The 26,742-nt window shown below is 51.5% G+C and carries 25 protein-coding genes and 2 pseudogenes; 8 read left to right on the forward strand and 19 right to left on the reverse strand.

Translation table 11 applies throughout. From position 1 onward, the window contains the following. Window positions 1-18: 18 nt before the first annotated feature. The 3 genes from tyrR to ycjX all read right to left on the reverse strand — a co-directional run bounded on the left by tyrR (window position 19) and on the right by ycjX (window position 4,163). Complete coding sequence (gene tyrR / locus EAS44_RS13700; RefSeq protein WP_001296041.1) at window positions 19-1,560, reverse strand: transcriptional regulator TyrR; 1,542 nt, start codon at window positions 1,558-1,560, stop codon at window positions 19-21. A 147-nt stretch (window positions 1,561-1,707) separates the two neighbouring features. After that, a complete protein-coding gene (gene ycjF / locus EAS44_RS13705) occupies window positions 1,708-2,769 on the reverse strand; it encodes a YcjF family protein (RefSeq protein WP_000138728.1) in 1,062 nt (353 codons plus the stop codon). Then, window positions 2,766-4,163 carry a YcjX family protein gene (gene ycjX / locus EAS44_RS13710; protein ID WP_000825760.1) on the reverse strand — a complete coding sequence of 466 codons (1,398 nt, stop codon included), beginning with the start codon at window positions 4,161-4,163 and terminating at the stop codon, window positions 2,766-2,768. Before ycjX ends, ycjF begins: the two co-directional genes overlap by 4 nt. Before the next feature lie 155 nt (window positions 4,164-4,318). On the opposite strand from ycjX, the gene ycjW reads away from it, so the two are divergent. Next, on the forward strand, window positions 4,319-5,317 hold the full coding sequence (ycjW, locus tag EAS44_RS13715; protein ID WP_000075354.1) for a LacI family DNA-binding transcriptional regulator: 999 nt from the start codon (window positions 4,319-4,321) through the stop codon (window positions 5,315-5,317). A 50-nt stretch (window positions 5,318-5,367) separates the two neighbouring features. Here the strand turns inward: ycjW and ompG are convergent, their stop codons facing one another. The 16 genes and pseudogenes from ompG to pspA all read right to left on the reverse strand — a co-directional run bounded on the left by ompG (window position 5,368) and on the right by pspA (window position 20,139). Continuing rightward, window positions 5,368-6,273: a monomeric porin OmpG gene (gene ompG, locus EAS44_RS13720; protein WP_001331646.1), complete on the reverse strand. Its 906-nt coding sequence runs from the start codon at window positions 6,271-6,273 to the stop codon at window positions 5,368-5,370. Between the two features lie 44 nt (window positions 6,274-6,317). Continuing rightward, complete coding sequence (locus tag EAS44_RS13725) at window positions 6,318-7,400, reverse strand: ABC transporter ATP-binding protein (protein ID WP_000057991.1); 1,083 nt, start codon at window positions 7,398-7,400, stop codon at window positions 6,318-6,320. A gap of 13 nt (window positions 7,401-7,413) precedes the next feature. Then, window positions 7,414-8,073, reverse strand: a complete 660-nt coding sequence (pgmB, locus tag EAS44_RS13730) for a beta-phosphoglucomutase (protein WP_000775761.1) — start codon at window positions 8,071-8,073, stop codon at window positions 7,414-7,416. Beyond that, window positions 8,070-10,337, reverse strand: coding sequence for a kojibiose phosphorylase (ycjT, locus tag EAS44_RS13735; protein ID WP_000620932.1), 2,268 nt, complete (start codon window positions 10,335-10,337; stop codon window positions 8,070-8,072). The genes pgmB and ycjT overlap by 4 nt, the downstream gene beginning before the upstream one ends. Next, a complete protein-coding gene (gene ycjS, locus EAS44_RS13740) occupies window positions 10,334-11,389 on the reverse strand; it encodes a Gfo/Idh/MocA family protein (protein WP_000833576.1) in 1,056 nt (351 codons plus the stop codon). The genes ycjT and ycjS overlap by 4 nt, the downstream gene beginning before the upstream one ends. A gap of 9 nt (window positions 11,390-11,398) precedes the next feature. Further along, window positions 11,399-12,187 carry a sugar phosphate isomerase/epimerase family protein gene (ycjR, locus tag EAS44_RS13745; RefSeq protein ID WP_001313788.1) on the reverse strand — a complete coding sequence of 263 codons (789 nt, stop codon included), beginning with the start codon at window positions 12,185-12,187 and terminating at the stop codon, window positions 11,399-11,401. 18 nt (window positions 12,188-12,205) lie between these two features. Beyond that, window positions 12,206-13,258: pseudogene (ycjQ, locus tag EAS44_RS13750) on the reverse strand (zinc-dependent alcohol dehydrogenase). Window positions 13,259-13,288: 30 nt separating this feature from the next. Next, window positions 13,289-14,131, reverse strand: coding sequence for a carbohydrate ABC transporter permease (ycjP, locus tag EAS44_RS13755; RefSeq protein WP_000224674.1), 843 nt, complete (start codon window positions 14,129-14,131; stop codon window positions 13,289-13,291). Next, window positions 14,118-14,999, reverse strand: coding sequence for a carbohydrate ABC transporter permease (gene ycjO / locus EAS44_RS13760; RefSeq protein WP_001080777.1), 882 nt, complete (start codon window positions 14,997-14,999; stop codon window positions 14,118-14,120). The genes ycjP and ycjO overlap by 14 nt, the downstream gene beginning before the upstream one ends. Before the next feature lie 20 nt (window positions 15,000-15,019). Next, a complete protein-coding gene (gene ycjN / locus EAS44_RS13765) occupies window positions 15,020-16,312 on the reverse strand; it encodes an ABC transporter substrate-binding protein (protein WP_000597482.1) in 1,293 nt (430 codons plus the stop codon). A 13-nt stretch (window positions 16,313-16,325) separates the two neighbouring features. Continuing rightward, window positions 16,326-18,005, reverse strand: coding sequence for a glucosylglycerate phosphorylase (gene ycjM / locus EAS44_RS13770; RefSeq protein WP_001351258.1), 1,680 nt, complete (start codon window positions 18,003-18,005; stop codon window positions 16,326-16,328). A gap of 209 nt (window positions 18,006-18,214) precedes the next feature. Beyond that, a complete protein-coding gene (gene pspE, locus EAS44_RS13775; RefSeq protein ID WP_000473128.1) occupies window positions 18,215-18,529 on the reverse strand; it encodes a thiosulfate sulfurtransferase PspE in 315 nt (104 codons plus the stop codon). Between the two features lie 74 nt (window positions 18,530-18,603). Further along, window positions 18,604-18,825: a phage shock protein PspD gene (pspD, locus tag EAS44_RS13780; RefSeq protein WP_001295585.1), complete on the reverse strand. Its 222-nt coding sequence runs from the start codon at window positions 18,823-18,825 to the stop codon at window positions 18,604-18,606. A gap of 8 nt (window positions 18,826-18,833) precedes the next feature. Next, window positions 18,834-19,193: an envelope stress response membrane protein PspC gene (pspC, locus tag EAS44_RS13785; RefSeq protein ID WP_000907391.1), complete on the reverse strand. Its 360-nt coding sequence runs from the start codon at window positions 19,191-19,193 to the stop codon at window positions 18,834-18,836. Beyond that, on the reverse strand, window positions 19,193-19,417 hold the full coding sequence (gene pspB / locus EAS44_RS13790) for an envelope stress response membrane protein PspB (RefSeq protein WP_001274963.1): 225 nt from the start codon (window positions 19,415-19,417) through the stop codon (window positions 19,193-19,195). The genes pspC and pspB overlap by 1 nt, the downstream gene beginning before the upstream one ends. 53 nt (window positions 19,418-19,470) lie before the next feature. Beyond that, entirely contained in the window at window positions 19,471-20,139 is a 669-nt protein-coding gene (gene pspA, locus EAS44_RS13795) for a phage shock protein PspA (RefSeq protein WP_000511015.1), read from the reverse strand. A gap of 165 nt (window positions 20,140-20,304) precedes the next feature. Between pspA and pspF the strand changes: the two genes are divergently transcribed. The 7 genes and pseudogenes from pspF (at window position 20,305) to sapD (ending at window position 26,741) form a co-directional block, all read left to right on the forward strand. Further along, window positions 20,305-21,282 (forward strand): phage shock protein operon transcriptional activator, encoded by a 978-nt coding sequence (gene pspF / locus EAS44_RS13800; RefSeq protein ID WP_001331643.1) that lies wholly within the window; start codon window positions 20,305-20,307, stop codon window positions 21,280-21,282. 185 nt (window positions 21,283-21,467) lie between these two features. Then, a pseudogene (locus EAS44_RS13805) lies at window positions 21,468-21,575 on the forward strand (hypothetical protein); the annotation flags it as partial. A 133-nt stretch (window positions 21,576-21,708) separates the two neighbouring features. After that, the gene (gene ymjA / locus EAS44_RS13810; RefSeq protein ID WP_001015099.1) at window positions 21,709-21,954 is read left to right on the forward strand and encodes a YmjA family protein; all 246 of its coding nucleotides are present in this window, start codon (window positions 21,709-21,711) and stop codon (window positions 21,952-21,954) included. A 312-nt stretch (window positions 21,955-22,266) separates the two neighbouring features. Further along, complete coding sequence (gene sapA / locus EAS44_RS13815) at window positions 22,267-23,910, forward strand: ABC transporter substrate-binding protein SapA (RefSeq protein ID WP_001250204.1); 1,644 nt, start codon at window positions 22,267-22,269, stop codon at window positions 23,908-23,910. Continuing rightward, window positions 23,907-24,872, forward strand: a complete 966-nt coding sequence (gene sapB, locus EAS44_RS13820; RefSeq protein WP_000583286.1) for a putrescine export ABC transporter permease SapB — start codon at window positions 23,907-23,909, stop codon at window positions 24,870-24,872. Before sapA ends, sapB begins: the two co-directional genes overlap by 4 nt. Continuing rightward, window positions 24,859-25,749 (forward strand): peptide ABC transporter permease SapC, encoded by an 891-nt coding sequence (gene sapC / locus EAS44_RS13825; RefSeq protein WP_001146163.1) that lies wholly within the window; start codon window positions 24,859-24,861, stop codon window positions 25,747-25,749. Before sapB ends, sapC begins: the two co-directional genes overlap by 14 nt. Continuing rightward, a complete protein-coding gene (gene sapD / locus EAS44_RS13830) occupies window positions 25,749-26,741 on the forward strand; it encodes a peptide ABC transporter ATP-binding protein SapD (RefSeq protein ID WP_001128858.1) in 993 nt (330 codons plus the stop codon). The genes sapC and sapD overlap by 1 nt, the downstream gene beginning before the upstream one ends. Window position 26,742 lies beyond the last annotated feature (1 nt).

The raw sequence follows: 26,742 nt of genomic DNA on the forward strand, positions 1-26,742 counted from the left end.
CATCAGGCATATTCACGCTTACTCTTCGTTCTTCTTCTGACTCAGACCATATTCCCGCAACTTATTGGCAATCGCGGTATGTGAAACGCCGAGACGTTTTGCCAGTTTGCGCGTGCTGGGATAATTGCGATAAAGCTGGGTTAATACCGAGCGTTCAAAACGGCTGGTGATTTCGTCCAGCGAACCTTCCATCGCATCTTCGCCCACGGCTACCGTTGCGGCGTCATAATCCGGCAACAAAATATCCTGTGGACGCAGCTCATAACCGTCCAGTTGTGTCAGTGCGCGATAGATAGCGTTCTTTAACTGCCGCACATTTCCCGGCCACGCATAACGCGTAAGTACAGTATTCAGATCAGCGGCCAGTTTCGGACGCGGCACGCCCTGCTCGTCGGCAAAGCGGGCGACGAACAGCTCGGTTAACGGCATGATGTCCTGCGGACAGTCACGTAGCGGCGGCAGATTGAGCGTCAACACGTTCAGACGATAATAGAGATCTTCACGGAACACGCCTTTTTGCACCAGTTCGACCAGATTCTTCTGCGTAGCACAAATCACCCGCACATCGACATGCACCTCATGGTCTTCGCCAACCCGACGGAAGGTGCCATCATTAAGGAAACGCAGTAATTTCGCCTGCATCCGTGGTGACATCTCACCTATTTCATCCAACAGCACCGAACCACCGTTCGCCTGCTCAAAGAACCCTTTCTTCCCTTCCGGAGCATGACCAAACAGTTCACTCTCGACCGCATCTTCCGGTATAGACGCACAGTTCAGTGCCAGGTAAGGTTTGCTCGCTCTGGGGCTTGCCTGATGACAGGCATACGCAAAGAGATCTTTTCCGGTGCCGGTATCACCCGTAATCAGCAGTGGCGCGCTTAGCATCGCCAGTTTCTGCGCCTGTTCGACAACATGCTTCATTTTCGGGCTGACAGCGACAATTTGACTGAAGGCGCTGACATCCTGGGCGGCGACATTTTGCAACTGACGGCCCATACGAATCGTTGATCGCAGCATCACCACCGCACCGGTCAGGACGTGTTGATCATTTTCATCCTGAAGATAAACAGGCGTAATCTCCATCAGGAAATTCTGCCCATTAATAACGACATGCTCGTTATGCGAATCTTGCGGTTCGCTTTCCAGCCAGCGTAAAAAATTAAAGCCGTTAATCAATTGCGCGGCGGTATGGTTGCGCAGGCGATCCAATTTTTGCCCAAAAAGCTGACAGCTCGCCGGGTTCGCCATATCCACTTTGCTTTTCATATCGACAGAGAGCACAGGTTCAGGCAACGCCTCCAGTAACGCGCTCAACGCCAGATGCTCACGTTCGGAAGGCATCCACGGGACAGTACGCACATCGGTAACACCTGCAATACGGCGTATTTCGGCCATCAGACTGCTGAAACTCTCAAACTCCAGTTCAGCAAAATTGAGGTAGATTCGCCCAATGGGGTCAATCTCAATACCGCGTAAATCAATGCCTCTTAGCACGAGTAGATCGAGTAATTCGCGGGTCAGACCGAGTCGGTCTTCACAAAAGACTTCCAGACGCATGGGAACCTTCACCTGAAAAAAGAACAATTAATATGATGATATGACACTATTTGGATAGCAGGAAGGTTTCTGTCAACAATCATTGACACAAAGACGGAAAAACGGGCACTTCGGCGTAAAGATATCCGGTCAGCACCCGATATTGCATTATTTTTCGCTGGGCGTTTTGCCTTTTTGCAGCGTCTCTTTCACCTGACCGATAAGCTGACGACGGAAATCCCCGAGGCGAGGTTTGTCATCGTCAATCCACGGCAGCGGGCGGCAAAGCTCCATAGCTTTAATCCCCAGTCGTGCCGTCAGAAGTCCAGCACCAATCCCCTGAGCTGCCCGGGTAGACAAACGCGCAGCGAGATCTTGCGACATCCAGTCCATCCCCACTTCGCGCACCAGTTCGCTGGCTCCGGCAAAAGCAATATTCAGCAATACCAGCTTAAACAGGCGCAAACGGCTGTAATATCCCAGTTCAATGCCATACAGCGTGGCGATGCGATTAATCAAACGCAGATTGCGCCAGGCGATAAACGCCATATCCACCAGCGCCAGTGGGCTAACGGCAATCATTAACGTTGATTCCGCTGCCGAACGGCTGATTTCGCGCCGCGCCTGGGCATCTAAAACTGGCTGGACCAGGTGAGCATACAGGCTGACCACTTCACGATCGTTCTGCGTTTCATGGATTGAGGCATACCAGCGCTGCAGCGCCGGATGTGACTGATCGATGCCCGCCTGCTGCGCCAGTTTTTCGCAGAATGCACGGCCTTTACCCGTGCCGTGACTGTGCAACAAATCGCGCGCTTCGTCGCGTTCATGGGCGCGCTGTCGCAAGCGCCATAAGCGCCGCCACTCTGTTACCACAGAACCTACGCCAGCGCCGATAATCAATGCCCCAGCGGCACATCCACCCAGCGCCACCCAGTCCTGGGTTTGCCAGGCGTTCATTGTCCACTGCACGCCCTGCCCGACAACGCTTGCGCCAAACAGAGCCAGCCCGCCCATCACCATTTTGCGCCACAGGCTGCGTTTCGGACGTAACGCTGCATCCATTACCGCTTCAACTTGCCCCTCTTCTTCCTGCGCTTCATCGAGCGTGGCTGGGGCAAAATTTTGCGCCTGATTTTCGTCAAAGGTCTGCTGCGCCCTGAATTTTGGATTCTGATCGACCTCCAGTGGACCGTCGAAATCAATACGTGGTTTTAACGGTTCGGTCATCGCAATTTATCTCCTATTAAAAATTCCAGCGCAGCATCAAGACGAATATGCGGTAGCGGTTTGTCGACATCCATCACCTGCGGACGAAACGCCTCAAACTGGAAGCCTTGCTTATCCCAGAACGCCTGACCAGGCAAACGTGCGGGAACTTCGCCAGGATAAACAGTGAGCGGTGCGCCATCGCTGAGTCGATTACCGCGCAGCGCCGGGATTTTCTCACCGTTAACATCAATAATTCCGCTGGTGGTCGCCTGAACAGACGCCAGCCCCAGGCAGTCCATACTGATCCCTTCGAACGCCGCATTTTGCCAGGCATCCTGAATCAGTTGTTGCAGCAATGAAACCATATTGGCGTGCTGATCGATGGTCACATGGTCCGCTTTAGTGGCAGCAAACAATAGCTTATCAATAACCGGCGAAAACAAACGCCGGAACAGGGTACGCTGCCCGTAGTGGAAACTTTGCATCAGCTGCGTCAGCGCCAGACGCATATCATTAAATGCCTGTGGTCCACTGTTGAGCGGTTGCAGGCAGTCCACCAGCACAATCTGGCGGTCAAAACGCAGGAAGTGATTCTTATAGAACCCCTTCACCACTTTCTCGCAGTAATAATTAAAACGCTCGCGCAACATTCCGGCGTTGGTGTGTTTATCGGCCTGCGCCAGTTTAGACTCGCCCCAGGCATCGACATCTGGCCATGGGAAGAATTGCAGCGCGGGCGCTCCTGCCATATCGCCAGGCAAAACAAAGCGTCCTGGCTGAATAAAGTGCAGCCCCTGCTGTTTGCAGTGATGGAGATAATCGGTCCACGCGGCGGCAATGTCTGCCAGCCGGTTTTCGTCGGCAGGCGCTAGCGGGTCCAGCCCTTCGCACATCATTCGCCATTTCGCCGACCATTCGCCGCGCTGACCATTGAGTAAGCCCGTCATCTGGCGCGACCAGCTAAAATAGTCCTGTGCCAGCATCGGCAGGTCGAGCAGCCATTCGCCGGGATAATCCACAATCTCAAGATACAGCGTGGAGGTGTCCTTAAAGTGGCGCAGCAGCGAATCGTTCGATTTAAAACGTAACGCCAGGCGAATTTCACTGACGCCGCGCGTAGGCGTCGGCCAGGCGGGAGGATCGCCATATAACTGCGCCAACCCTTCATCATAGGTGAAGCGCGGAATGCCAAAGTCACGCTGGGGAATGCGTTTTACGCCCAGCAGGCGCTCTTCACGCACCGCACTTAAAAGCGGCAAACGTGCTCCGGCATGAATATTGAGCAACTGATTAACCATCGCGGTGATAAACGCTGTTTTGCCGCTGCGGCTAAGTCCGGTTACAGCGAGGCGCAGATGTCTGTCGACACCCCGATTCACCAGCGCATTGAGTTCATTTTTAAGTCGCTTCATTGCTGTCCTGTGCTGCTCTGAAGACCAGAAAAAAAATCGTTCGTAAGAATATGAATGTGGGGGCCAGGCCATTGATTATCAACTACCCGTGTTGTCATCGACGGGCGAACTCCATAAGATGTGCAGCATTCACGTTCGGACGGAGTTCCTGACCTATGTCCCCTACTATTTATGATATTGCCAGGGTTGCAGGCGTATCAAAATCCACCGTATCACGCGTGCTGAATAAGCAAACCAATATCTCCCCGGAAGCGCGCGAAAAAGTGTTACGGGCCATTGAAGAATTACAGTATCAACCAAACAAGCTGGCACGCGCGCTGACCTCTTCGGGTTTTGATGCCATTATGGTGATTTCTACCCGTTCGACCAAAACTACGGCGGGTAATCCGTTTTTCTCGGAAGTTTTACATGCCATCACCGCCAAAGCTGAAGAAGAAGGTTTCGACGTGATATTGCAGACGTCGCACAACCTGGCAGAAGACTTACATAAATGCGAAAGCAAAATTAAGCAGAAAATGATTAAAGGCATTATTATGCTAAGTTCGCCAGCGGATGAGTCATTTTTTGCCCAACTCGATAAATATGATATTCCGGTAGTGGTAATTGGCAAAGTTGAAGGTCAATACAGCCATGTTTATTCCGTCGATACCGATAATTATGGCGACAGTATTGCGCTAACCGATGCGTTAATTGAAAGCGGGCATAAGAATATTGCCTGCCTGCATGCGCCGCTTGATGTTCATGTTTCAGTGGATCGGGTAAATGGTTATAAGCAAAGCCTGGCTACGCATAATATTGCAGTGCGTGATGAATGGATTGTTGACGGCGGTTATACCCATGAGACAGCATTAAAAGCAGCACGGGAATTATTAAGCCAGTCACCGTTGCCTGAGGCAGTGTTTGCTACTGACAGCCTGAAATTAATGAGTATTTATCGTGCGGCGGCAGAGAAAAACATTGCTATTCCGCAGCAGTTAGCGGTGGTGGGTTATAGTAATGAAACGCTGTCGTTTATATTAACGCCTGCACCAGGCGGCATCGATGTTCCGACGCAGGAGTTAGGTCAACGAAGCTGCGAGTTATTATTCCAGTTAATTGCCGGAAAACCGTCACCACAAAATATTACCGTTGCTACGCATATGTCGTTGAAATAAATGTATGCCGGATTTGGCGCTCGCCCCGCATCCGGCAATTTAGCACATTATCAGAACGAGTAATTCACCCCAACACCCGCATAATGGAATTTATCGCTGTCGCCTTCGTCGTGATCCTGCCACTCAAACGCGTATTCCAGCGAAACGGAAAGACCATTCTGGAAATCATAACCGTAAAATAAACCCACACGGTTAAAATCATGGCCTTCACGTTCAATATCATCCTGCCAGTCCCAGTTACTCCAGCGATCCAGCCCAATGCGCGTATACGGCGTCACCGAGTGGTTGCCGAGCGTCAGCGGCAAATAGGCGCGAATTTCTTGCGTGGAAAACTCACCGTTATTGCGGCTATCATCCATATTGAAACCACGCTCGAGATAATAGTTCACTCGCAAGGCAAGCGTTTCGTTGAAGGTATATTGCGGACCTGTTTCCGTTTCGACACGGGTATCAGCATAACCGGTCGTATTCAGATCGTTGGCAAATTTATACATCGACAGCCAACCGTTGAAACGTAAATCGTCAGTCAGTTTCACATCCCAGTCTGGCGCAATTTTCCAGCGCTGCATATTCGCCGTGTCTTTACCCGGTTCATCAACGTAGTGATAACCATAATTACGGAAACCACCAGTCAGACCGAAACTGAAATCATCGCTTTCGAGGAACTGATAATGTACCTCCAGCTCCGGGCGATCAAACCACGTTCCACGTTTACCCGCGCTATAATCTACCGGCCCTTCCTGATAATAGGCCAGAGAAATTCTCCACGGCCCGTTGGCGGCATTAAAATAGACAGAAGGCTCCGCCAGCCCATCCATATCTTCGCCATAACCTTCGACGTTTTCTATTTCGTACATCGCGCCGATATTAAAGTGCCAGTCGTTCTTTTCCTCGGCCTGTGCGCAGGCCATTCCCGCACACATCACCAGTGCGGTACAGAGTAATAACTTTTTCATTATTGTTCCTTGTATTATCCTAGGAGAATGCCTTCCCCCTGTATTTAGCAAATTGCTATTTCCGTTTCTGCATCAAAGAAATGACATTTAGTCATATCAAAATGAATAGTGATATTTTCTCCTGCATGATAATCATTTAACGCACCAGCACGGACCACTAACTCGTGCCCCCCAACCGTGGTGTAGAGCATAAATTCCGCACCGGTTAATTCCGCCACGCTAATTTTGGCGGAAATGTTATTTTCCTCTTGCGCGTCCGGATGAATATCTTCCGGGCGTATTCCCATTACGATGGGCTTATGCAAACTTTCCTGTGTTTTCAGAACCGCTAATTTCTCTTCGGGTATGGTTAATTTAAGCGTTTCCGTAACGAATTTATCGCCATCGATCGTGCCGCGAATAAAATTCATCGCTGGTGATCCAATAAATCCGGCAACAAACATATTCGCAGGTTGGTTATAAACCGTTTTCGGCGCACCGACCTGCTGAACAATCCCATCCTTCATAATGACAATCCGCGTCGCCATGGTCATCGCTTCGGTCTGATCGTGGGTCACGTAGATCATGGTGGTGTTCAGTTTCTGATGCAGCTTGCTGATCTCTGCGCGCATTTGCACGCGCAGCTTGGCATCCAGGTTAGAGAGCGGCTCATCCATTAAAAACACGCCCGCTTCGCGCACAATCGCCCGCCCAAGCGCCACTCGCTGACGTTGCCCGCCGGAAAGCGCGCCCGGCTTGCGTTTCAGGTACTCACGCAGGCCGAGAATTTGCGCCGCCCAGTTCACCCGCTCATCAATCACCTCTCTGGCGATTTTTTGCATCTTCAGGCCAAACGCCATGTTGTCGTAGACCGTCATATGCGGATACAGCGCGTAGTTCTGGAACACCATCGCGATATTGCGTGCTTTGGCTGGAACGTCATTCATTCGTTTGCCGTCGATCAACAGATCACCGCCGCTGATCTCCTCAAGCCCGGCAATCATACGCAGGGTGGTCGATTTACCGCAGCCCGACGGACCGACAAACACGATGAACTCTTTATCGGCAATCTCCAGGTTGAAGTCCTTCACCACATGCACCTGGTTATCGTAGATCTTTTGAATATGTTGTAACGAAAGCTGTGCCATGTTGATTCCTTTGCTATACGTTTTGCCAGAAGGCCGATAACCGCGGCCAGGTCAGGGAGTCCGTTGAGGGCAACAATAATTGCGCCCCGGTTAAGCCCGCGCCGATCCCCACCGAGCGCATACCGCTGGCGTTAATGGCTTCAATGCCCGCCTGCGCATCTTCAATGCCGATACATGCCTGTGGCGGCACGCCCAGCCCTGCACAGGCGGCGAGAAAGATTTCCGGGTCCGGTTTCGAATTTTTGAGTTGGGAAGCGTCCGCGCAGAAGGTGAAAAACTCGCGCAGCTCCAGCGCTGCTAAAATCGTCGGCGCATTCAGGGAGACAGAAGCCAGCCCAACCGGAATCTGCTGTGCTCGGAGATCTACCAGCAAATTGTGAATGCCAGGCAGCACAGCATTAACCGTCAGTTCGCGCAGTGAGTGGACGTAAAGCAGATTTTTGCGATACGCCAGTTGCGCCCGTTCCTGTGGGTTAAAATCGCCCTCTTTACCCCCGTGCTGCAGAATTCGCCGCAGGGACTCATCGCGGCTGATCCCTTTTAGGAATTCGTTAAACTGCGCATCAATGCTGATGCCAATTTCAGCGGCAATCTGCTGCCACGCCTGGAAATGCAGATGTGCGCTATCTGTGATTACTCCATCCAGATCGAAAATTACCCCTTGCAGTTTCATTCACCCTCCTGATGCGTGGTAGCGGTCCCATTGAAGGGCAAAATAAAATCCCCCAAACAGAAAACAGATTCTTCAGCGACGTAAATAAGCTGACCGTTCAAGCGCAGTGAAACGGGCGCAGAAGTTCGAATCGCAATACGCTGCGCGTCGAGAGTGACCTGTAATTCGCAGCCCTGCCAGAACAGAGGGAAAGACAACTGTTGCCACTGCTCAGGTAACGCCGGATTGAGATGTAATTCACCGTCACGCACGCTCACCCCGGCAAAACCCTGAATCGCCCCCAGCCAGATAGCGCCAGTTGCGGCAGCGTGGATACCGTCATCACAGCTATGTGGATCAGCACCAAGATCGATTTCAGTCCCCTCGCGCCAGAACTGATAACTTTGGGTCAGCAGGCCACAGCGTGCGGCAACAATGCCGTGGATTGCTTTACTTAATGACGAGTCGTGAATAGTGCGCGGTTCATAAAATTGCAGATTGGCAAGACACGATGCCGCTGAGAACTGCTCCGGCAGCATGTAATTGAGCATCACCACATCAGCTTGTTTGAGGATCTGCATCTCGTTCACTTCTGCGCGTGAATAATCCAGCAGAATGGTTTGCTTCCCCGCCGCCGCTTTGTATTTCGCCAGATTAATCACCGGCTTAGCCATAAACGAATCATCCTGCGGCAAAACGCCGTCGGGCTGAATTTCTGGCAGCAGCAGTTCTTTGAGGTACATTTCTGCACGATGAATAAACGCGTCGTCGCTACAGCCAAACTGACGAGCGATATTCAGCGCCTGCTGGACGTTGTAATACGCCATATAGCTGGTGAAGGCGTTATTATTGACATGTTCGGTATATTCATCTGGCCCAATAACATCATGAATTTCCAGACGGTCGTTAACCCTCACCGCGCGGCTAATCCAGAACTTTGCCGTCTCCAGAAGTAGCGCCATGCCTTCATGAGCAATGAAACTTTCATCCCCCGTGGTCCGCCAGTATTGAATAACCGCCCAGGCGATATCGGCCACCAGATGATGTTCCGCCTGCGCAGAGGCCACTTTTTGCCGCAACCCGGTACGAATGTTAATGGCGGCAAATTCCGGCGTCTCTTCTTCGCCACTACGCGCGCTTTCCCACGGAAACAGAGCGCCCTGCCAGCCGTTGCGTCGCGCTTTCTCCTGCGCGCCAGGCAAGTTGTGCCAGCGATAACGCAGTAAACTTCGGGCAACCGTCGGATCGCTAAACAGATGGAACGGTAGCAAAAATACTTCTGTATCCCAGAAAACGTGGCCTTTGTAGCCTTCGCCGGTTAAACCTTTCGCCGCAATGCTGCTGCGCTCATCGTGGGCAGGCGTCATGATGCGCAGGTGATAAAGCGCATAATCTAACGCTTGCTGATCGTGCGCATCGCCGCCGTTTACCGTGATACGACGTTTCTGCCACCATTGACGCCAGTTTTCTGTTGATGCTGCAAGAAGTTGGTCGTAACTCTGCTGCGCGCACATTTCAAGCTGACGAAGCGACGCACTGCCCCATTCGTCTAAAGCGGCTTGTCTGTCGTCCCGCCAGTCGATCCACACCCGTTTTTGCAGCGTCAGCGTCTCACCTGCGTGAAGCTGCGCGCAGGTATGTTGCAGTAAACGGCGCTCTTTGGCGGTATAGCATTGCTGCACATCACCGCTCACCTTACAGCAACAGCTGATGGCCACATCACTGCGCCCATCCTGGGTGGTGTAGATCCCCTGCATCAGATGCTGACCAAATACCCGCACCTGGGTTTCGTCGAGATGTTGGCGACCGTGGTTGGTTTGCGTGGCGTCAATGCCTGTTGAAATCAGCACTAACGCGTCGGCGTCCAGTGGCGTAATAGTGATTTCCAGCGCAATGAGCGGCAGTTGGTCTGCCGAAACAAAGCGACGGCTGGTGATGGTGTAACCTGCGCCGTTGCTGGTACGCCAGACAACGTTGCGACGTAATTCGCCACTAGCAAAGTTAAGCTCACGCTGCCATGCTTCGCGGGATAACGAGAAAATCTCACCATTTATGGCAATCTCCATCCCCACGACATCAGGCAGGTTCACCAGTTCGTTGATTTCACCTTTACCCGCCCGATGATAAAGCCCTGCCAGATACATGCCGCGCGTCTGGCGCGTGTAATCTTCTTCATGGCTGGCGCGAAGCCCAAGATAGCCGTTCCCCTGCGCCATCAGCGAAGCATACTTGTTCAGGGTATGCTGGCTGAAATGGGGTTCCGTTAACGTTACTGGCCTGATCATAATTCCACACGCGTCCCTGTTTCTGCGGATTGATACAACGCCGCCACCAGTTGCTGGATGATGTACCCCTGCTCGGCGTCGGCTATCATCACGGGCTTACCTTGTACGTGGTTGATAAAGGCTTCCATACTGCGCAGATGACGGTTGTCGTCTGCCATTTCCCGTTGCATCAGCGTCATTAACTCACCGTTGTTATCGGTGTAGATATGTGCCGGAAACAGCGTCGCCCCGGCTTTATCACCACAAAAGCTGACGTTCATAATCGACTGTTCGCGGATGTTGAGTGCAAATGAGGTCTCAAGCCACAGAATGCCGCCGTTATGAAATTCAATGGTGCCAAACAGCGAATCTTCGACGCTGTAGGTTGCCGGGTCCCACTCGCCAAATTGACCGCAGCTCTTTTGCGTGCCGATCTTTTGAAAGCTATGCGCAGTCACGCTTTTCACCGCTGGAAAACCCAGCACATACATCGCCGCATCCAGCATATGAATGCCGATGTCGATCAGCGGGCCTCCGCCCTGCAATTCTTTATTAGTAAAGACACCCCAGCCGGGAACACCGCAACGACGCAGGGCGCGGGCGGTGGTAACGTAAATCTCTCCCAAAACGCCGTTGGTCACCTGTTCACGCAGCTGTTGCGTATCGAGTGCAAAACGATGGTGAAAGTCGTAGGCCAGCACCTTGCCCTGTTTGCGCGCGGTATCGCACATTTCCCGCGCCTGTTCTGCCGTCATGGCGGGCGGTTTTTCGCACATCACATGGCAGCCAGCTTCCAGCGCCATCAGGGTATGTTCGTAATGAAAACGGTTAGGTGAGCAGACGCTAACCACATCAGGTTTCACCGCCAGCAGCATGGCCTGCGGATCGTCCCACACGGATGCATTCCCGTATTTTTCTGCCAGCGCCTGCGCCTGGGAAAGGCGGCTGTCACAGACAGCCACCAGTTCCAGATCATTGCGGGTGCAGTAGTACGAAGCATGAACCTTATCCGCCACCTGGCCTGCGCCGATTATCGCGACCCGCAGTGGAGAGCTTGTCATTGCACTTTTCACAAAGACCTCTTAGCAGGTACGCAACCAGGCCAAAGAATCACGGTACGCCTGGGCAGGATTTTCTGCCCGGATACGCCCTTCATACACCACATAGCCCTGATAGTTATCGGCGCGCAGCTGTTCAAACAGCGCGTGGAAATCGAGGGTGCCGCTGCCCGGCTGGTAGCGATGGTTATCGGCAATATGCACATGACCGAGCAAGTCGCGGTTGTCGTGCAACGCCTGCGCCAGGTTATCTTCTTCGATATTCATGTGATAGAAATCGCCGATAATCTGTACATGTTTAAGATCGTTTTCGACGATGTAACGACGAGCATCGGCGAGGGTGTTGATCATGTGATCCTGATAGCGGTTTAACGGTTCGAGATACACCACAGTTCCAGTCCGCGCGGCGACCTGTTCCAGTACGCGCAGGGAATCACTCACCATTTTACGATCGCCGTCAAGGCTGCGCGGCGAGGTCATCGGCGGTAAGCGGAAGGTAAACATGCCCCACGCAGCCGGAACGACGATACCTTTACCGCCCACTTCTGCCAGCGCTTCAAGAATGCGTTCGATCTGCTTTAAGCCATTAAGTCGACGCTCTTCGATAAAGTCGCCAATCCAACCGTCATAGCCACCGCAGGCGGTGGTCACCGGTAAACCGGTTTCTTTGATTGCTGCTTTGACTTCTTCGAGATTGTTGACCAGCAGTTTGCCGTCAATCTCAAAACCATCGAAACCCATCTCTTTGATATAACGAAATTTCTCCAGAATGTTTTCCGGAAAGAACGCCTGATTCTGTGTGCCGATTTTCATTCTTTTCATTCCTTTGAATTAAAACGTGACGCCCATTTTGATGCTCTGTTCCGGATGCTGGTCGACATACTGCATGTAGCTTTCCGGGCTGTTGGCAAAGGTCACCACCGGATCGATTAAATCTTCGCAATTGAGATAACCGTTCATCAGCAGTTCCCAGCAGGTTTCTTCAATACGCTTACGGCTCCAGCGCGGATAATCCGGGTTCGGCTCGCTGCACGCACGGGAGAAAACAATTTTGGCGTTATTGAAATGGGCTTCGCGTCCGAGGTTAAAACCTTCGGCAAACGGTTTGGCAAACGCGACATAGGAGATGGTGCCGCCATAGGCCAGACCGCGGAGTGCCGATTACAGCGCGTCGGCATAGCCACTGGTTTCGATAATCACATCGGCACCCTGCTTGCCGGTCAGCGTTTTGATCTCTTTACCTACGTCAGCGCCAATGGGGTTAAGACAGAAATCCGCACCGTGGCGACGGGCAATATCACAGCGATGGGCGATAGGATCGACGCCAATTACCACCGATGCGCCAGCGCGTTTCGCCAGTTGGATGGCAATTTGACCGATCGCGCCAAGCCCTACCACCACCACAAAATCCCCTACGCGTACGTTGGCATCGCGCACGCCGCTCATGGCAAACTGCGCCGGGTCGTAGCAGACGGCGTTTTTCCAGGAGCTGCCTTGCGGCATTTTGCGCAGCTTGTAGTTATTCACTGCGTTAATGATGACCGTCTCGGAGAGCGGGCCGTAGCCGCATACGCTGTCGCCCACCGCGTAGTCGTTAACGTCGCTGCCGCACTCGATAATGTCGCCAACCACCATGTTGCCAAGCTGGAACTTGCCAAACTCAATGCCGCGCGGCGCATCTGCCGGACGCGGGGTGAACATCTGCCATTCGCCATTAAAGTCGTCATTAATAAACGGGCTGGCGGCGCGGAAATCAACCACTTCCGTCCCGTGTTTCGGCGCGCCGAAACGCACGCGGATCTTCACTTCATTGGCTAAAATCGCCCGCTCTTCATACTCAACCAGCGCAGCAACACGCGGTGCTGTGGCTACTAACTTTTTCATGTAAAACTCCTTGTAAAGAAACTGGCCGCTTTAGCCCTTCACGCCACCGGCGGTCAAACCACTCTTAATAAAATGTTCCGAAAGCGCATACATAATCACCACTGGCAATGCGGTCACCAGCGAGGCCGCCATCATCCGTCCCCAGATGTAATCAGGCGTACTGAACAGCGCGTTCAGGCCCACTGGTAAGGTGAAATTGCTGGCGCTGGAGAGGAAAATCGACGCAAACAGATAGTCGTTCCACGCCACCATAAAGCAGTAGACAAACACCGATATCAGCCCGGACATCGCCAGGGGCACGGTGATACGGAAGATAATTTGCAGACGATTGAGGCCATCCATCATCGCCGCTTCTTCGATCTCATCAGGGATGGTGTCGAAGTAGCTTTTCAGCATAAACACGGCGGTGGGCAGGGTTTGCGTCACCATGGTAATGATCAGCGCCATCTCGGTGTCGTAAATGCCAAGTGCGGTGATGATTTTGAACAGCGGCACCACCAGCAAAATGCCGGAGAACATGTACACCGTGTAAAAGCTGGCGTTGATGGTCATCCGCCCTTTAAAGCGCAGGCGGGAAAGCGCGTAAGCCCCGAGAATGCCGAGAAATACCGCCACCACGGATGAAACCACCGACACCACCATGCTGTTACGGAAGTAGTCGACAAACGGGAAAATCACCGGATTAAAAATGTCGACGTAATGCTCCAGCGTCCACTGCTGTGGCAGCAGCGTAGGATGCAGCGAGATCGCCTCTTTTGCGCTCTTGAACGAGGTCATCAGCATCACAAAAAATGGAAACAGCGTGATGATGAGAAACAGCGCCAGCCCGCAGTAAAAACCGATTCGACTGAGTGTGCGTTTATTTGTTGCCATTGAGGTTCACCCGTTTCCTGGTCAGCAGAATGACAGCGAAAATAATGATGAAAAGCACCACCGAGATCGCCGCCGCTTTCCCTAAGTCATTAAAGGCAAAGGCGGTTTTGTAGAGATAGACACCGAGAATATCGACCTTGGTCGTCAGCAGATAAACATCCGCGAACATGTAGAACATCCAGATAGTGCGCAGGGTCACCACCGTCGCCAGGACCGGCATAATCGCGGGCAGCGTGACGATGCGAAACCGCTGCCAGGCATTCGCGCCATCCATCTCTGCCGCTTCGTACAGCGATTTGTCGATGGTCTGCAAAATCGCCAGAAACGAGATAAAGGCATACGGGAAGTAGCGCCAGATAGCGAACAGCACCACCAGCACAAAACTACTGCCCGGGTTATCGAACCACAGCGGTGCCTGCTCATAGAGATGCAGAAGATCGACGCCGAGGTAGTTCACAATGCCGTAACCGTTGTTGAACATGTATTTCCAGGCGAACACCAGCGAAATAGACGGCGTTACGTAGGAAAGGATCACCAGCGAACGCGCGGTTTTGCGCAGGCGGAACTCGCGGTTGAAAAACATCGCCACGGCCAGCCCGAGCACGGTGCTGCCCGCCACCACAAGCGCGGTATACCAGACCGTCATCCACAGCGAATGCCAGAAGCCCGGATCGGAGAGAATACGCACATAGTTGCTCACCCCAACAAATGTTGCCTCGATGTTGGGATTGAGCGGCAGACGTAAAAAACTGATTTCGATATTCGACACCATCGGCCACGCCACCAGACCGCCCAGCAGTAATAAGCTGGGCGCGAGAAGCAGCAGTGCAAAAGGCATATCGGAACGACCTGAAAAAAGCCTGTTCATTGCGGATTCCTGTCCTGGGTTTAGTGCTGTTCGATCAGTTCATCCAGCTTTTTCTGGCTCGCTTGCAGCGTGCCAGGGAGATCGGCTTTCCCCACGGTGACGTTATGCACCATTGAACTCACCACGCCAGACCCCGTCACATCGCCCATGCGGGTAAAGTTTTTATCCCCTACTGCGCCAAAGACCTGAATATTTGGCAGTTCGCTGATTAGCTGATTCGGCAATTCTCCCAGCGCCTTAATAACGTCGTTGTCTTTCCAGGTGGCGGTAGTCACCACCGCTTTGTTCACCGGCAGCGCCGCGCCTGGCGACATCATCACCCAGTCGGCAATGTTGTCCGCCTGCTCCATAAAGGTGACAAATTTTTCTGCTGCTTCCGTCTCTTCGGCCTTTTGCCCGGCGGTAATGGTCAGCGAGGTCAACATGCCGTAGACCGCAGAATTTTTCTCGGTTGGCACCACGAAACCGACGTTTTTCGGATCGCCTTCTTTAATCACAGCCGGAAGGATATAGGTGGAGTAAATCGCCATCGGCGCGGTGCCGTTCATAAAAGCGTCTTTCACTTCCATGATGTCGTTAGAACCTGGCATGGTGTTGGCAGCAAGGTTGCGGTAATAGGTCAGCGCCTGCATCATCTCTGGTGTATCAAGGGTGATTTTGCCTTCGGCGTTAAAGACGTTAGCCTGATTGGATAACGCAAACTGGGAGAAAGACTGTTCCGTCAACACGCTTTCTGCTGTAGGCAGCGCAATACCGTATTTTTTATTCGCCGGGTCATTCAGTTTCTGTGCAACGTCCAGCAATTGCTGCCAGTTTTTTGGCTCCTCCAGCCCAGCTTTTGCCAGCACATCTTTGCGATACCAGATCCCGCCAATCCATGCGCTGACAGGAACACCGGTCCAGGCGCTGCCATCTTCGGTGCGCACAATCCGCAGTACGCCATCGTAGAACGCGCCTTCACCGACGTTGCTGATGACCGTGGCAACCGCCTGGCGATCGATAAGCTGCTCTTTGTCCATCACTTTGGCGTAGTCATGGCTGGTTTCGATCACTTCCGGCAGCGAACCGCTACGTGAAAGGGTAATGACTTTGGTGTTATAGGCGTCTTCTTCCACGGGCACTTGTTTTACGGTGATACCTGGGTTTTCTTTTTCAAAACGGGCAATCAATTTGCTGATGACGGCCTGGCGCTCCTGCTCCACCGAAGAATGCATAAATTCGATGGATACATTATTTTTATTTTCTTCTTTACAGCCTGAAATCAGGGTGCAGGAAACCAGTGCTGATAACAGCACGATTTTTGATTTAATCATGAAATGTTCCTTTTTATTTAATCCACATAACCTGCCAGGGATGCAGTGTTATTTCATTACCCAATATATCAACTTCACTAATCAGATCCCGACCGTGCAGGTCAGTAATATTTATATGCTGAATATTTTCACTGACATTAAACAATCCCGTCAGGCAATCGCCATCCGCATTGCTTCTTTGAATTCGCATTACAAATGAATTAATCGCATCAATGGTGAAATTATTATCCGGATGAAACTCTTTATGACTGCGACGAAGTGTAATTAAATGCGACAACTTATAATATACCGAATAACTTAATGTCGCTTTATTGTTCAGTTCTGTCGTTATCTCTTTACTAGAGTATTTTTTACGGTTAATCGCACGATTATATCCAAGTTTTTCGACACCTGCGTAATCATTACGCGACCCCAGAATGCTTTGAATATATATCGCTGGCACACCGGGGAAACTTAACAAAATCGCATGGGCGAGAATAAACCTGGCACACCGTTCTTCGTCGCTACACTCACGGCGGCTCAACGCATCCATATAGGTGACATTCATTTCATAGGGGCTACGCGTACCGTCGGGATTATTTTTCCAGTTTACTAATGCTCCTTCCTGCTGTAACACCTCGACCAGCGCTAATATTTCGTTTTCGGGCAACAACCCCCGCAGTGGGTTAAGCCCGATGCCATCGTGAGAGGCAAGGAAGTTAAACCAGGTGGTGTTGCTGGAAGGTAGTGTCAGGTTTTGCGCCCACGCACAAAGTGCCTCAACGTTCTGTTTTTGCACCGCATGCAGCACCAGCGGCGGCAGCGAGAACTGGTACACCATATGCGCTTCGTCATCGCCTTCGCCAAAGTAAGCAATGTTGTCTTTATGCGGAACATTGGTCTCGGTAATGATCACTGTGCCTGGCGCGACGTTATCAATAATCGACCGTAACAGTTTGATAATCAGATGTGTTTTTTCCAGATGGATGCAGTTTGTTCCCGGCTCTTTCCACATAAAGCCAACGGCATCCAGACGGACATACTCTGCGCCCTTTTCCAGGTAGCACAGCAATACATCCACCATCGCCAGCAACACTTCAGGGCTACGGTAATTGAGGTCAATTTGATCGTCGCTAAAGGTGGTCCATAAATGGCGCATTGAATGATCGCGCATCTGGAATGGCGTTAATAACGGTAACGCACGCGGGCGAGTGACGGCGCTGAGATCGGTTTTCGGATCAACGGCAATAAAAAAATCTTCAAAACCTGGCTGCTGTTGTAAATAGTTTTTAAACCATTCACTTTTTGCCGACATATGGTTGCAGACAAAATCAAACATTAAATGGCTGCATTCACCGAGTTGCTGAATATCCTGCCACTCCCCCGCTTCACTGGCGACCTGATGATAATCAATTACCGAAAATCCATCATCAGATGACCATGGATAAAAAGGTAATAAATGAACATGTGAAAAAATTCTTTGCAGCCATTGAGGGTAAAACTGATTAAATGTGGGTAGTGGCTTTAAATCATTACTGTGAAATTGATCGGCATAGGTAATTAACACGACATCACTTTCATCCCAGTGTTTTTTACGTCGCTGTGTAATTAATCGTTTCGCACTCTCAAGACGCGTTACAAGTTTCTGTAAATGAGTCGCGGTAAATGTTCCACCGTAGATTTCGTCCAGGTAATCCGTAATTTTCTGTTTCATGTTGCCTTTCCGTGGTAGCGGTCCCATGAAACGAGAGACTACTCCGCATAAAATAAACTGTCAATTGAGCTCAAGGGGTTTAGTCACGCAGGAAATCTTTTTTTACCTGGGAAAAAGCGTATTTGTGAGCTAACGCAAATAATCTATGGGGATGTAAATAGGGTGTGACAGAAAAAACGGCGCATAAGCGCCGCTCATGGTGAATTCTTTTAACCTTTGACCTTCGGCATTGCGATGTCTTTCAGGCCACCGGCGTTCTCAACGTGGGTATATCCCATCTCGCTAAGGATCTCTTTTGCCTGCCCTGACTGGCGTCCAGCATTGCAATACACTTTCACGGTGTCGTTTTTATCCGGAACGGCGGTGGCAATGCGCTCTTTCACTTCCTTCAAGGGAATATTGATGGCCCCCTGAACGTGTTCTTGCTGATACTGCTCTGGAACACGAACATCGATCCAGTGTTCAGCGGCGAAAACGGGCAGTGAAAACACCAGTGTCAGAGCAAGTAAGCCTTTTTTAAACATGTAAGCGTCCTTCTATGGATGAAAATTGCTATCCATTATACGCCTGAGATTTAACCATTTTTGCGAAACTCCCCTCACCTTTTATAACGCTGCGCCAGTTTATTGGCAGCCCGACTTAACAGCGGTTCCAGCGCCACAGCCAGCAACATTTTCAGCGGTCGGCGAGCAACTGATTTTATCGCCCAGCCCGCCACACCCGCCGGGCCATAGCGCAGTGCGGTTAGAAGTACCAGCTTGCCTGCTAATTTGAACCCAGGCTTCACCTTTTGCCCGGCCTGTTGCCAGCGAGTATTCATAACTTTCCTCACAGTTGACGGAAACGGCTACGCAGCGTGAAAGTGTCGGAAGTGACATAACGTTCCATCTCGCGTAAACGCGTTTCACTTGCCGCCAGTTCACGGTCGACTTCATCCAGCAATTCGCTGCTGGAAGGTAGCTGCTCACCAAAGACCATGTTGTCCGGCATTGGATCAAGCGCAAATGACAAAATGATGTAAGCAACCAGGGTAAACAGCGCCAGACCGAAGAAAATCGACAGCACCACCAGGATACGCACCAGTTTTACTGGTACATCAAAATAGTTGGCAATCCCGGCGCAGACGCCACGGACCATGCCCTGCTGCGGAATACGCCATAATTTTTTATTGAGATTAATGCCCGCCATTAGCGATCCCTCCAGTTCGGATGTTCTGCATCAAGAATGGATTCCAGCGCCTGAATACGTTCGCGCATCCGTTTTGCTTCATCAGCCAGTTGCGCTAATCGCTGCTGCTCACTTTGCGACAATTCACTGCGACCAGAACGATTGCTGTAATGCAGCCATAACCAGATCGGTAAAACAAACAGCACAAAAATGGTTAACGGAATAGCCAGAAATAGCGCGCTCATAAGTACTCCTTAGACGATGAGCGGCGGCGCGTTCGGACGCCGCCTGGATGTTATTATTGATTGTCTTGCTTCATTTTGGCTTTTAATTGTGCCAGTTGCTCGCTGATTGCATCATCGGCTTTCAGTTCGGCAAACTGATCGTCCAGCGATTTTTGTTTACCGAAGCTGTGGCTTTCTGCTTCCGCTTCCATCTGGTCGATACGGCGTTCGAAAGATTCGAAACGAGCCATTGCTTCATCCAGTTTGCCACTGTCCAGCTGACGACGCACATCGCGCGACGAGTTTGCCGCCTGATGGCGTAACATCAATGCCTGCTGGCGAGCGCGTGTTTCGCTCAATTTGTTTTCCAGCTCGCCGATCTCTTTCTTCATACGCACTAGCGTATCGTCCACCAGCGTCACTTCATGTTCCAGGCTCTTAATCAGATCGGTCAGTTTCTGTTTTTCAATTAACGCCGCACGCGCCAGATCTTCTCTATCTTTCAGCAGTGCCAGTTCCGCTTTTTCCTGCCATTCAATTTCACGCGCCGACGCTTGTTCAATACGACGAGTCAGCTGTTTCTTTTCTGCCAGCGCACGCGCCGAAGTAGAACGTACTTCAACCAATGTATCTTCCATCTCCTGGATCATCAGACGCACCAGTTTCTGTGGATCTTCCGCTTTCTCTAACAGAGCGTTGATGTTGGCATTCACGATGTCGGCAAAGCGAGAAAAAATACCCATAATGTTGTCCTCTTGATTTCTGCGTTCAGGATTGTCCTGCTGAACTGTTAATACAATTTGCGTGCCAATTTTTATCTTTTTGATTTATAAAGATCTGATTGAAGAATCAACAGCAACATGCCAGGATGAATTAGCGAATTACACTAACAAGTGGCGAATTTCATCATGGCAGAATACAAAGATAATTTACTCGGTGAGGCGAACAGCTTTCTCGAAGTGCTGGAACAGGTTTCGCATCTCGCACCGCTGGACAAACCGGTGCTCATCATCGGCGAGCGCGGCACCGGTAAAGAGCTGATCGCCAGCCGCCTGCATTATCTCTCCTCCCGTTGGCAAGGGCCGTTTATTTCCCTTAACTGCGCGGCGTTAAATGAAAATCTGTTGGATTCCGAACTGTTTGGTCACGAAGCGGGGGCGTTTACCGGTGCGCAAAAACGTCATCCAGGGAGATTTGAACGTGCCGACGGCGGTACGCTATTTCTTGATGAACTCGCTACGGCACCGATGATGGTGCAGGAAAAATTATTGCGTGTGATTGAGTACGGTGAACTGGAGCGCGTCGGCGGCAGCCAGCCATTGCAGGTGAATGTGCGGTTGGTATGCGCGACGAATGCCGATCTCCCGGCGATGGTCAATGAAGGTACTTTTCGCGCAGACCTGCTCGACCGACTAGCGTTCGATGTTGTGCAACTGCCACCACTGCGCGAGCGTGAAAGCGACATTATGTTGATGGCAGAACACTTTGCCATCCAGATGTGTCGGGAAATCAAGCTGCCTCTGTTCCCGGGTTTTACAGAGCACGCCAGAGAAACATTGCTGAATTATCGCTGGCCGGGAAATATACGTGAATTGAAAAACGTGGTGGAACGTTCAGTGTATCGTCACGGCACCAGCGATTATCCGCTTGATGACATCATTATTGATCCCTTTAAACGCCGTCCATCTGAAGAAGCCATCGCCGTTTCAGAAAACACCTCGCTTCCGACGCTGCCACTGGATTTACGCGAGTTTCAGATGCAGCAGGAAAAAGAGTTGCTGCAACTCAGTTTGCAACAGGGGAAATATAACCAGAAGCGCGCCGCTGAATTGCTGGGGTTAACCTATCATCAGTTCCGCGCGTTGTTGAAAAAGCACCAGATTTAGCGAAGTTGGGCAATACAACTTGCCGGATGCAGCGTGAACGCTTTATCCGGCATACATAATCAATACGTCGTTTGCAGGCCTGATAAGCGCTGCGCATCAGGCATTATTGCGTTAACCCTGCTTCTGCGTATTAATCTCTCAGCGCATCCTGCAAAATTTTCATTGCCGCATCGAATTGCGCAACCGGGATGGTATGGGCTTCGTTAGGTGGCGCATATTTGTGGTATTTGATCCGCCGCTATCGCAAAGTGCCGTTGTATGATGGCGACAGAACGCCGGTGAGCGAAACGTAATAGTCGAATGCGCGGCGCATTATCCTGCCTGAGGGTAATGCACCGCGCCATTAACTATAAAAATATGTATGACCCGGATCACGAGTGCTATCATCCGCCTTTATGCTTAGCGCATTAACCCTAGGGGCAAATAATGAACCACGATATCCCGCTAAAATATTTTGATATTGCCGATGAGTACGCGACCGAATGCGCAGAGCCTGTCGCAGACGCTGAACGCACACCGCTGGCCCACTACTTCCAGTTACTGCTCACCCGTTTGATGAATAATGAAGAGATCAGTGAAGAAGCCCAACATGAAATGGCTGCTGAAGCGGGGATTAATCCCGTACGCATTGATGAGATCGCAGAGTTTTTGAATCAATGGGGTAATGAGTAATTATTTAATTGCAGACTATCGGTCAGTATCGTTGCCCGGATAAAGCGTTCGCGCCGCATCCGGCTAAAAATGACACGCACTGCAGCATGTTTTAATGGGTTTCTCACGATCGTACCGCTCTGCTCCTCGCTAAGTTGTTCTGTGAGTTATAGTTATAAAGAAATCACGGGTACGAATGTTGAACTGATGGCGACGCCACCTGTTCAATGACCAACCACACGGCCCTCATTACGACCTCTGAAAACAAACGGTAATGGCAAATGTCATTAAATATTAGTAAGATAGCCTCTTTACATAAAATCCCTTAATATTATGCGCCAGGTATTATCGTCTCTTTTGGTGATTGCTGGACTTGTGAGTGGTCAGGCAATCGCCGCGCCTGAATCCCCCCCGCATGCTGATATCCGTGACAGCGGTTTTGTCTATTGCGTCAGCGGGCAAGTCAACACCTTTAACCCATCCAAAGCGAGCAGTGGGTTAATTGTCGATACCCTTGCCGCCCAGTTTTATGATCGACTGCTGGATGTCGATCCCTATACCTATCGCCTGATGCCGGAACTTGCCGAAAGCTGGGAAGTGCTCGACAACGGCGCGACCTATCGCTTCCACCTGCGTCGCGATGTTCCGTTTCAAAAAACCGACTGGTTTACTCCCACTCGTAAAATGAATGCCGATGATGTGGTGTTTACCTTCCAACGGATTTTTGACCGCAACAACCCGTGGCATAACGTCAACGGCAGTAACTTCCCCTATTTCGACAGTCTGCAATTTGCCGATAACGTGAAAAGCGTCCGCAAGCTGGATAATCATACCGTTGAGTTCCGTCTCGCCCAGCCGGATGCTTCTTTTTTGTGGCACCTGGCGACCCATTATGCTTCGGTCATGTCGGCAGAATATGCAGGGAAGTTAGAGAAAGAAGATCGCCAGGAGCAACTCGACCGTCAACCGGTCGGCACCGGTCCGTATCAGTTGTCGGAATACCGCGCCGGGCAATATATTCGCTTACAACGTCATGATGATTTCTGGCGTGGTAATCCGTTGATGCCACAAGTGGTGGTGGATTTAGGCTCTGGCGGTACAGGACGATTGTCGAAACTCCTGACCGGGGAGTGCGACGTTCTGGCCTGGCCTGCTGCCAGTCAGCTATCCATTTTGCGTGACGACCCACGCTTGCGTTTAACGCTGCGTCCTGGGATGAATGTCGCCTATCTGGCATTCAACACCGCCAAACCGCCGCTAAATAATCCGGCGGTCCGCCATGCGCTGGCACTGGCGATTAATAACCAGCGCCTGATGCAATCCATCTATTATGGTACGGCTGAAACGGCGGCCTCTATTTTACCGCGAGCCTCGTGGGCCTATGACAACGAGGCTAAAATTACTGAATACAATCCGGAAAAATCGCGCGAACAGTTGAAGGCGTTGGGGCTGGAAAACTTAACGCTGAAACTGTGGGTGCCCACACGTTCGCAGGCGTGGAACCCCAGTCCACTGAAAACCGCCGAACTGATTCAGGCGGATATGGCACAGGTTGGCGTAAAAGTGGTGATTGTGCCGGTAGAAGGTCGTTTTCAGGAGGCGCGGTTGATGGATATGAGCCATGATCTGACGTTATCCGGTTGGGCGACGGACAGTAACGACCCGGACAGTTTCTTCCGTCCGTTACTGAGCTGCGCAGCAATTCATTCGCAGACCAACCTCGCCCACTGGTGCGATCCGAAATTCGACAGCGTGTTGCGTAAGGCGCTCTCTTCGCAGCAGCTGGCGGCGCGTATTGAAGCCTATGACGAAGCGCAAAGTATTCTGGCGCAGGAATTACCTATTCTGCCGCTGGCGTCGTCATTGCGTTTGCAGGCCTATCGGTACGATATCAAAGGTCTGGTACTTAGCCCGTTTGGTAACGCCTCCTTTGCTGGGGTGTATCGCGAGAAACAGGATGAGGTGAAAAAGCCATGATTATCTTCACCTTACGCCGTATTTTGTTATTGATTGTGACCTTGTTCCTGCTGACCTTCGTTGGCTTCAGCTTGAGCTATTTCACCCCACATGCGCCGTTACAAGGCGCGTCACTGTGGAATGCCTGGGTGTTCTGGTTTAACGGCCTGATCCACTGGGATTTTGGTGTTTCCAGCATTAACGGTCAACCGATTGCCGAACAGTTAAAAGAGGTCTTCCCGGCGACGATGGAACTGTGCATCCTCGCCTTCGGTTTTGCGCTGATTGTTGGCATCCCCGTAGGAATGATTGCCGGGATTACGCGCCATAAGTGGCAGGATAACTTGATCAACGCCATCGCCTTACTGGGCTTTTCAATCCCGGTGTTCTGGCTGGCGCTTCTGCTGACGCTGTTTTGTTCACTCACGCTAGGTTGGTTGCCCGTTTCTGGGCGTTTCGATTTGCTCTACGAAGTGAAACCGATTACCGGTTTTGCGTTGATTGATGCCTGGCTTTCGAACTCACCGTGGCGGGATGAAATGGTCATGAGCGCAATCCGCCATATGATATTGCCCGTGATCACCCTGTCGGTTGCGCCAACAACTGAAGTGATCCGACTGATGCGTATCAGCACTATCGAAGTGTATGACCAGAACTATGTTAAAGCAGCGGCAACCCGCGGTTTGTCGCGCTTTACTATTTTGCGTCGCCACGTTCTGCATAACGCGTTACCTCCGGTTATTCCTCGCCTGGGCTTACAGTTTTCCACCATGCTGACGCTGGCGATGATCACCGAAATGGTTTTTAGCTGGCCGGGTTTAGGGCGCTGGTTAATTAACGCCATCCGCCAGCAGGATTACGCAGCCATTTCCGCCGGAGTGATGGTGTGTGGCTCACTGGTCATTATTGTTAACGTGATTTCTGATATTTTGGGTGCCATGGCTAACCCTCTGAAACATAAGGAATGGTATGCCTTACGATAGCGTATACAGCGAAAAGCGCCCGCCGGGCACGCTGCGTACCGCCTGGCGCAAATTTTATAGTGACGCCTCTGCGATGGTCGGCCTGTACGGCTGCGCGGGGCTGGCTGTACTGTGTATTTTTGGCGGCTGGTTTGCGCCTTACGGCATCGACCAGCAATTTCTCGGTTATCAATTATTGCCGCCGTCATGGTCGCGCTATGGCGAAGTTTCTTTCTTCCTGGGGACTGACGACCTCGGACGCGATGTTTTAAGCCGTTTACTGAGCGGAGCTGCGCCAACCGTAGGTGGCGCATTTGTGGTGACGCTTGCCGCGACGATCTGTGGCCTGGTACTGGGCACCTTCGCCGGGGCGACCCACGGCCTACGCTCAGCGGTGCTTAACCATATTCTGGATACCTTACTGGCGATCCCTTCGCTGCTGCTGGCAATTATCGTTGTAGCGTTTGCCGGACCGAGTTTGTCTCACGCCATGTTTGCTGTCTGGCTGGCGCTGCTGCCGCGTATGGTACGTTCGATTTACAGCATGGTGCATGACGAACTGGAAAAAGAGTACGTTATCGCCGCCCGTCTGGATGGCGCATCAACGCTGAATATTCTCTGGTTTGCTGTGATGCCCAACATCACCGCCGGACTGGTCACCGAGATCACTCGCGCATTGTCGATGGCAATTCTCGATATCGCCGCGCTGGGCTTTCTTGACCTCGGCGCACAACTGCCCTCGCCTGAATGGGGCGCGATGCTCGGTGATGCGCTGGAACTGATTTATGTCGCCCCATGGACTGTCATGCTGCCAGGTGCGGCAATTATGATTAGCGTGCTGTTGGTTAACCTCCTTGGCGACGGTGTCCGTCGTGCAATTATTGCGGGGGTGGAATAATGCCATTACTCGATATTCGTAACCTGACCATTGAATTTAAAACCGGTGATGAGTGGGTTAAAGCCGTCGACCGCGTAAGTATGACCTTAACCGAAGGTGAAATCCGCGGTCTTGTTGGCGAATCCGGTTCCGGCAAAAGTTTGATTGCTAAAGCGATTTGTGGGGTGAATAAAGATAACTGGCGTGTTACTGCTGACCGTATGCGTTTTGATGATATCGATTTGCTGCGTCTCTCCGCACGCGAACGGCGCAAGCTGGTTGGTCACAACGTGTCGATGATTTTCCAGGAACCACAGTCGTGTCTTGACCCTTCAGAACGTGTGGGTCGCCAGTTGATGCAAAACATCCCTGCCTGGACCTATAAAGGCCGTTGGTGGCAGCGTTTTGGCTGGCGCAAACGCCGTGCCATTGAACTGCTGCACCGCGTGGGGATTAAAGATCACAAAGATGCGATGCGCAGTTTTCCCTATGAGTTGACCGAAGGTGAATGTCAGAAAGTGATGATAGCCATTGCACTGGCGAATCAACCGCGTCTGCTAATTGCTGACGAACCGACCAACTCAATGGAGCCAACAACCCAGGCGCAAATCTTTCGCCTGCTGACGCGTCTCAACCAAAACAGTAATACCACTATTTTGCTTATCAGCCATGACTTACAAATGCTTAGCCAATGGGCGGATAAAATTAACGTGCTTTACTGCGGTCAAACGGTGGAAACCGCGCCGAGTAAGGAGTTGGTGACGATGCCACACCATCCTTATACCCAGGCGCTGATCCGCGCGATACCAGACTTCGGCAGCGCGATGCCGCATAAAAGTCGCCTCAATACGCTGCCCGGCGCTATCCCGCTGCTGGAACAGTTACCGATTGGTTGTCGTCTGGGGCCACGTTGCCCGTATGCACAACGAGAATGCATTGTGACGCCACGTTTGACGGGGGCGAAAAATCATCTCTATGCCTGTCATTTCCCACTGAACATGGAGAAAGAGTGAG

The sequence above is a fragment of the Escherichia coli DSM 30083 = JCM 1649 = ATCC 11775 genome (genome assembly GCF_003697165.2).
Taxonomy (GTDB): domain Bacteria; phylum Pseudomonadota; class Gammaproteobacteria; order Enterobacterales; family Enterobacteriaceae; genus Escherichia; species Escherichia coli.

Excerpts from the sequence above, each read along its gene's own strand:
- tyrR (WP_001296041.1), bottom strand. The coding sequence starts at position 1,560 with ATGCGTCTGGAAGTCTTTTGTGAAGACCGACTCGGTCTGACCCGCGAA.
- ycjF (WP_000138728.1), bottom strand. The coding sequence starts at position 2,769 with ATGACCGAACCGTTAAAACCACGTATTGATTTCGACGGTCCACTGGAG.
- ycjX (WP_000825760.1), bottom strand. The coding sequence starts at position 4,163 with ATGAAGCGACTTAAAAATGAACTCAATGCGCTGGTGAATCGGGGTGTC.
- ycjW (WP_000075354.1), top strand. The coding sequence starts at position 4,319 with ATGTCCCCTACTATTTATGATATTGCCAGGGTTGCAGGCGTATCAAAA.
- ompG (WP_001331646.1), bottom strand. The coding sequence starts at position 6,273 with ATGAAAAAGTTATTACTCTGTACCGCACTGGTGATGTGTGCGGGAATG.
- EAS44_RS13725 (WP_000057991.1), bottom strand. The coding sequence starts at position 7,400 with ATGGCACAGCTTTCGTTACAACATATTCAAAAGATCTACGATAACCAG.
- pgmB (WP_000775761.1), bottom strand. The coding sequence starts at position 8,073 with ATGAAACTGCAAGGGGTAATTTTCGATCTGGATGGAGTAATCACAGAT.
- ycjT (WP_000620932.1), bottom strand. The coding sequence starts at position 10,337 with ATGATCAGGCCAGTAACGTTAACGGAACCCCATTTCAGCCAGCATACC.
- ycjR (WP_001313788.1), bottom strand. The coding sequence starts at position 12,187 with ATGAAAATCGGCACACAGAATCAGGCGTTCTTTCCGGAAAACATTCTG.
- ycjP (WP_000224674.1), bottom strand. The coding sequence starts at position 14,131 with ATGGCAACAAATAAACGCACACTCAGTCGAATCGGTTTTTACTGCGGG.
- ycjO (WP_001080777.1), bottom strand. The coding sequence starts at position 14,999 with ATGAACAGGCTTTTTTCAGGTCGTTCCGATATGCCTTTTGCACTGCTG.
- ycjN (WP_000597482.1), bottom strand. The coding sequence starts at position 16,312 with ATGATTAAATCAAAAATCGTGCTGTTATCAGCACTGGTTTCCTGCACC.
- ycjM (WP_001351258.1), bottom strand. The coding sequence starts at position 18,005 with ATGAAACAGAAAATTACGGATTACCTGGACGAAATCTACGGTGGAACA.
- pspE (WP_000473128.1), bottom strand. The coding sequence starts at position 18,529 with ATGTTTAAAAAAGGCTTACTTGCTCTGACACTGGTGTTTTCACTGCCC.
- pspD (WP_001295585.1), bottom strand. The coding sequence starts at position 18,825 with ATGAATACTCGCTGGCAACAGGCCGGGCAAAAGGTGAAGCCTGGGTTC.
- pspC (WP_000907391.1), bottom strand. The coding sequence starts at position 19,193 with ATGGCGGGCATTAATCTCAATAAAAAATTATGGCGTATTCCGCAGCAG.
- pspB (WP_001274963.1), bottom strand. The coding sequence starts at position 19,417 with ATGAGCGCGCTATTTCTGGCTATTCCGTTAACCATTTTTGTGCTGTTT.
- pspA (WP_000511015.1), bottom strand. The coding sequence starts at position 20,139 with ATGGGTATTTTTTCTCGCTTTGCCGACATCGTGAATGCCAACATCAAC.
- pspF (WP_001331643.1), top strand. The coding sequence starts at position 20,305 with ATGGCAGAATACAAAGATAATTTACTCGGTGAGGCGAACAGCTTTCTC.
- ymjA (WP_001015099.1), top strand. The coding sequence starts at position 21,709 with ATGAACCACGATATCCCGCTAAAATATTTTGATATTGCCGATGAGTAC.
- sapA (WP_001250204.1), top strand. The coding sequence starts at position 22,267 with ATGCGCCAGGTATTATCGTCTCTTTTGGTGATTGCTGGACTTGTGAGT.
- sapB (WP_000583286.1), top strand. The coding sequence starts at position 23,907 with ATGATTATCTTCACCTTACGCCGTATTTTGTTATTGATTGTGACCTTG.
- sapC (WP_001146163.1), top strand. The coding sequence starts at position 24,859 with ATGCCTTACGATAGCGTATACAGCGAAAAGCGCCCGCCGGGCACGCTG.
- sapD (WP_001128858.1), top strand. The coding sequence starts at position 25,749 with ATGCCATTACTCGATATTCGTAACCTGACCATTGAATTTAAAACCGGT.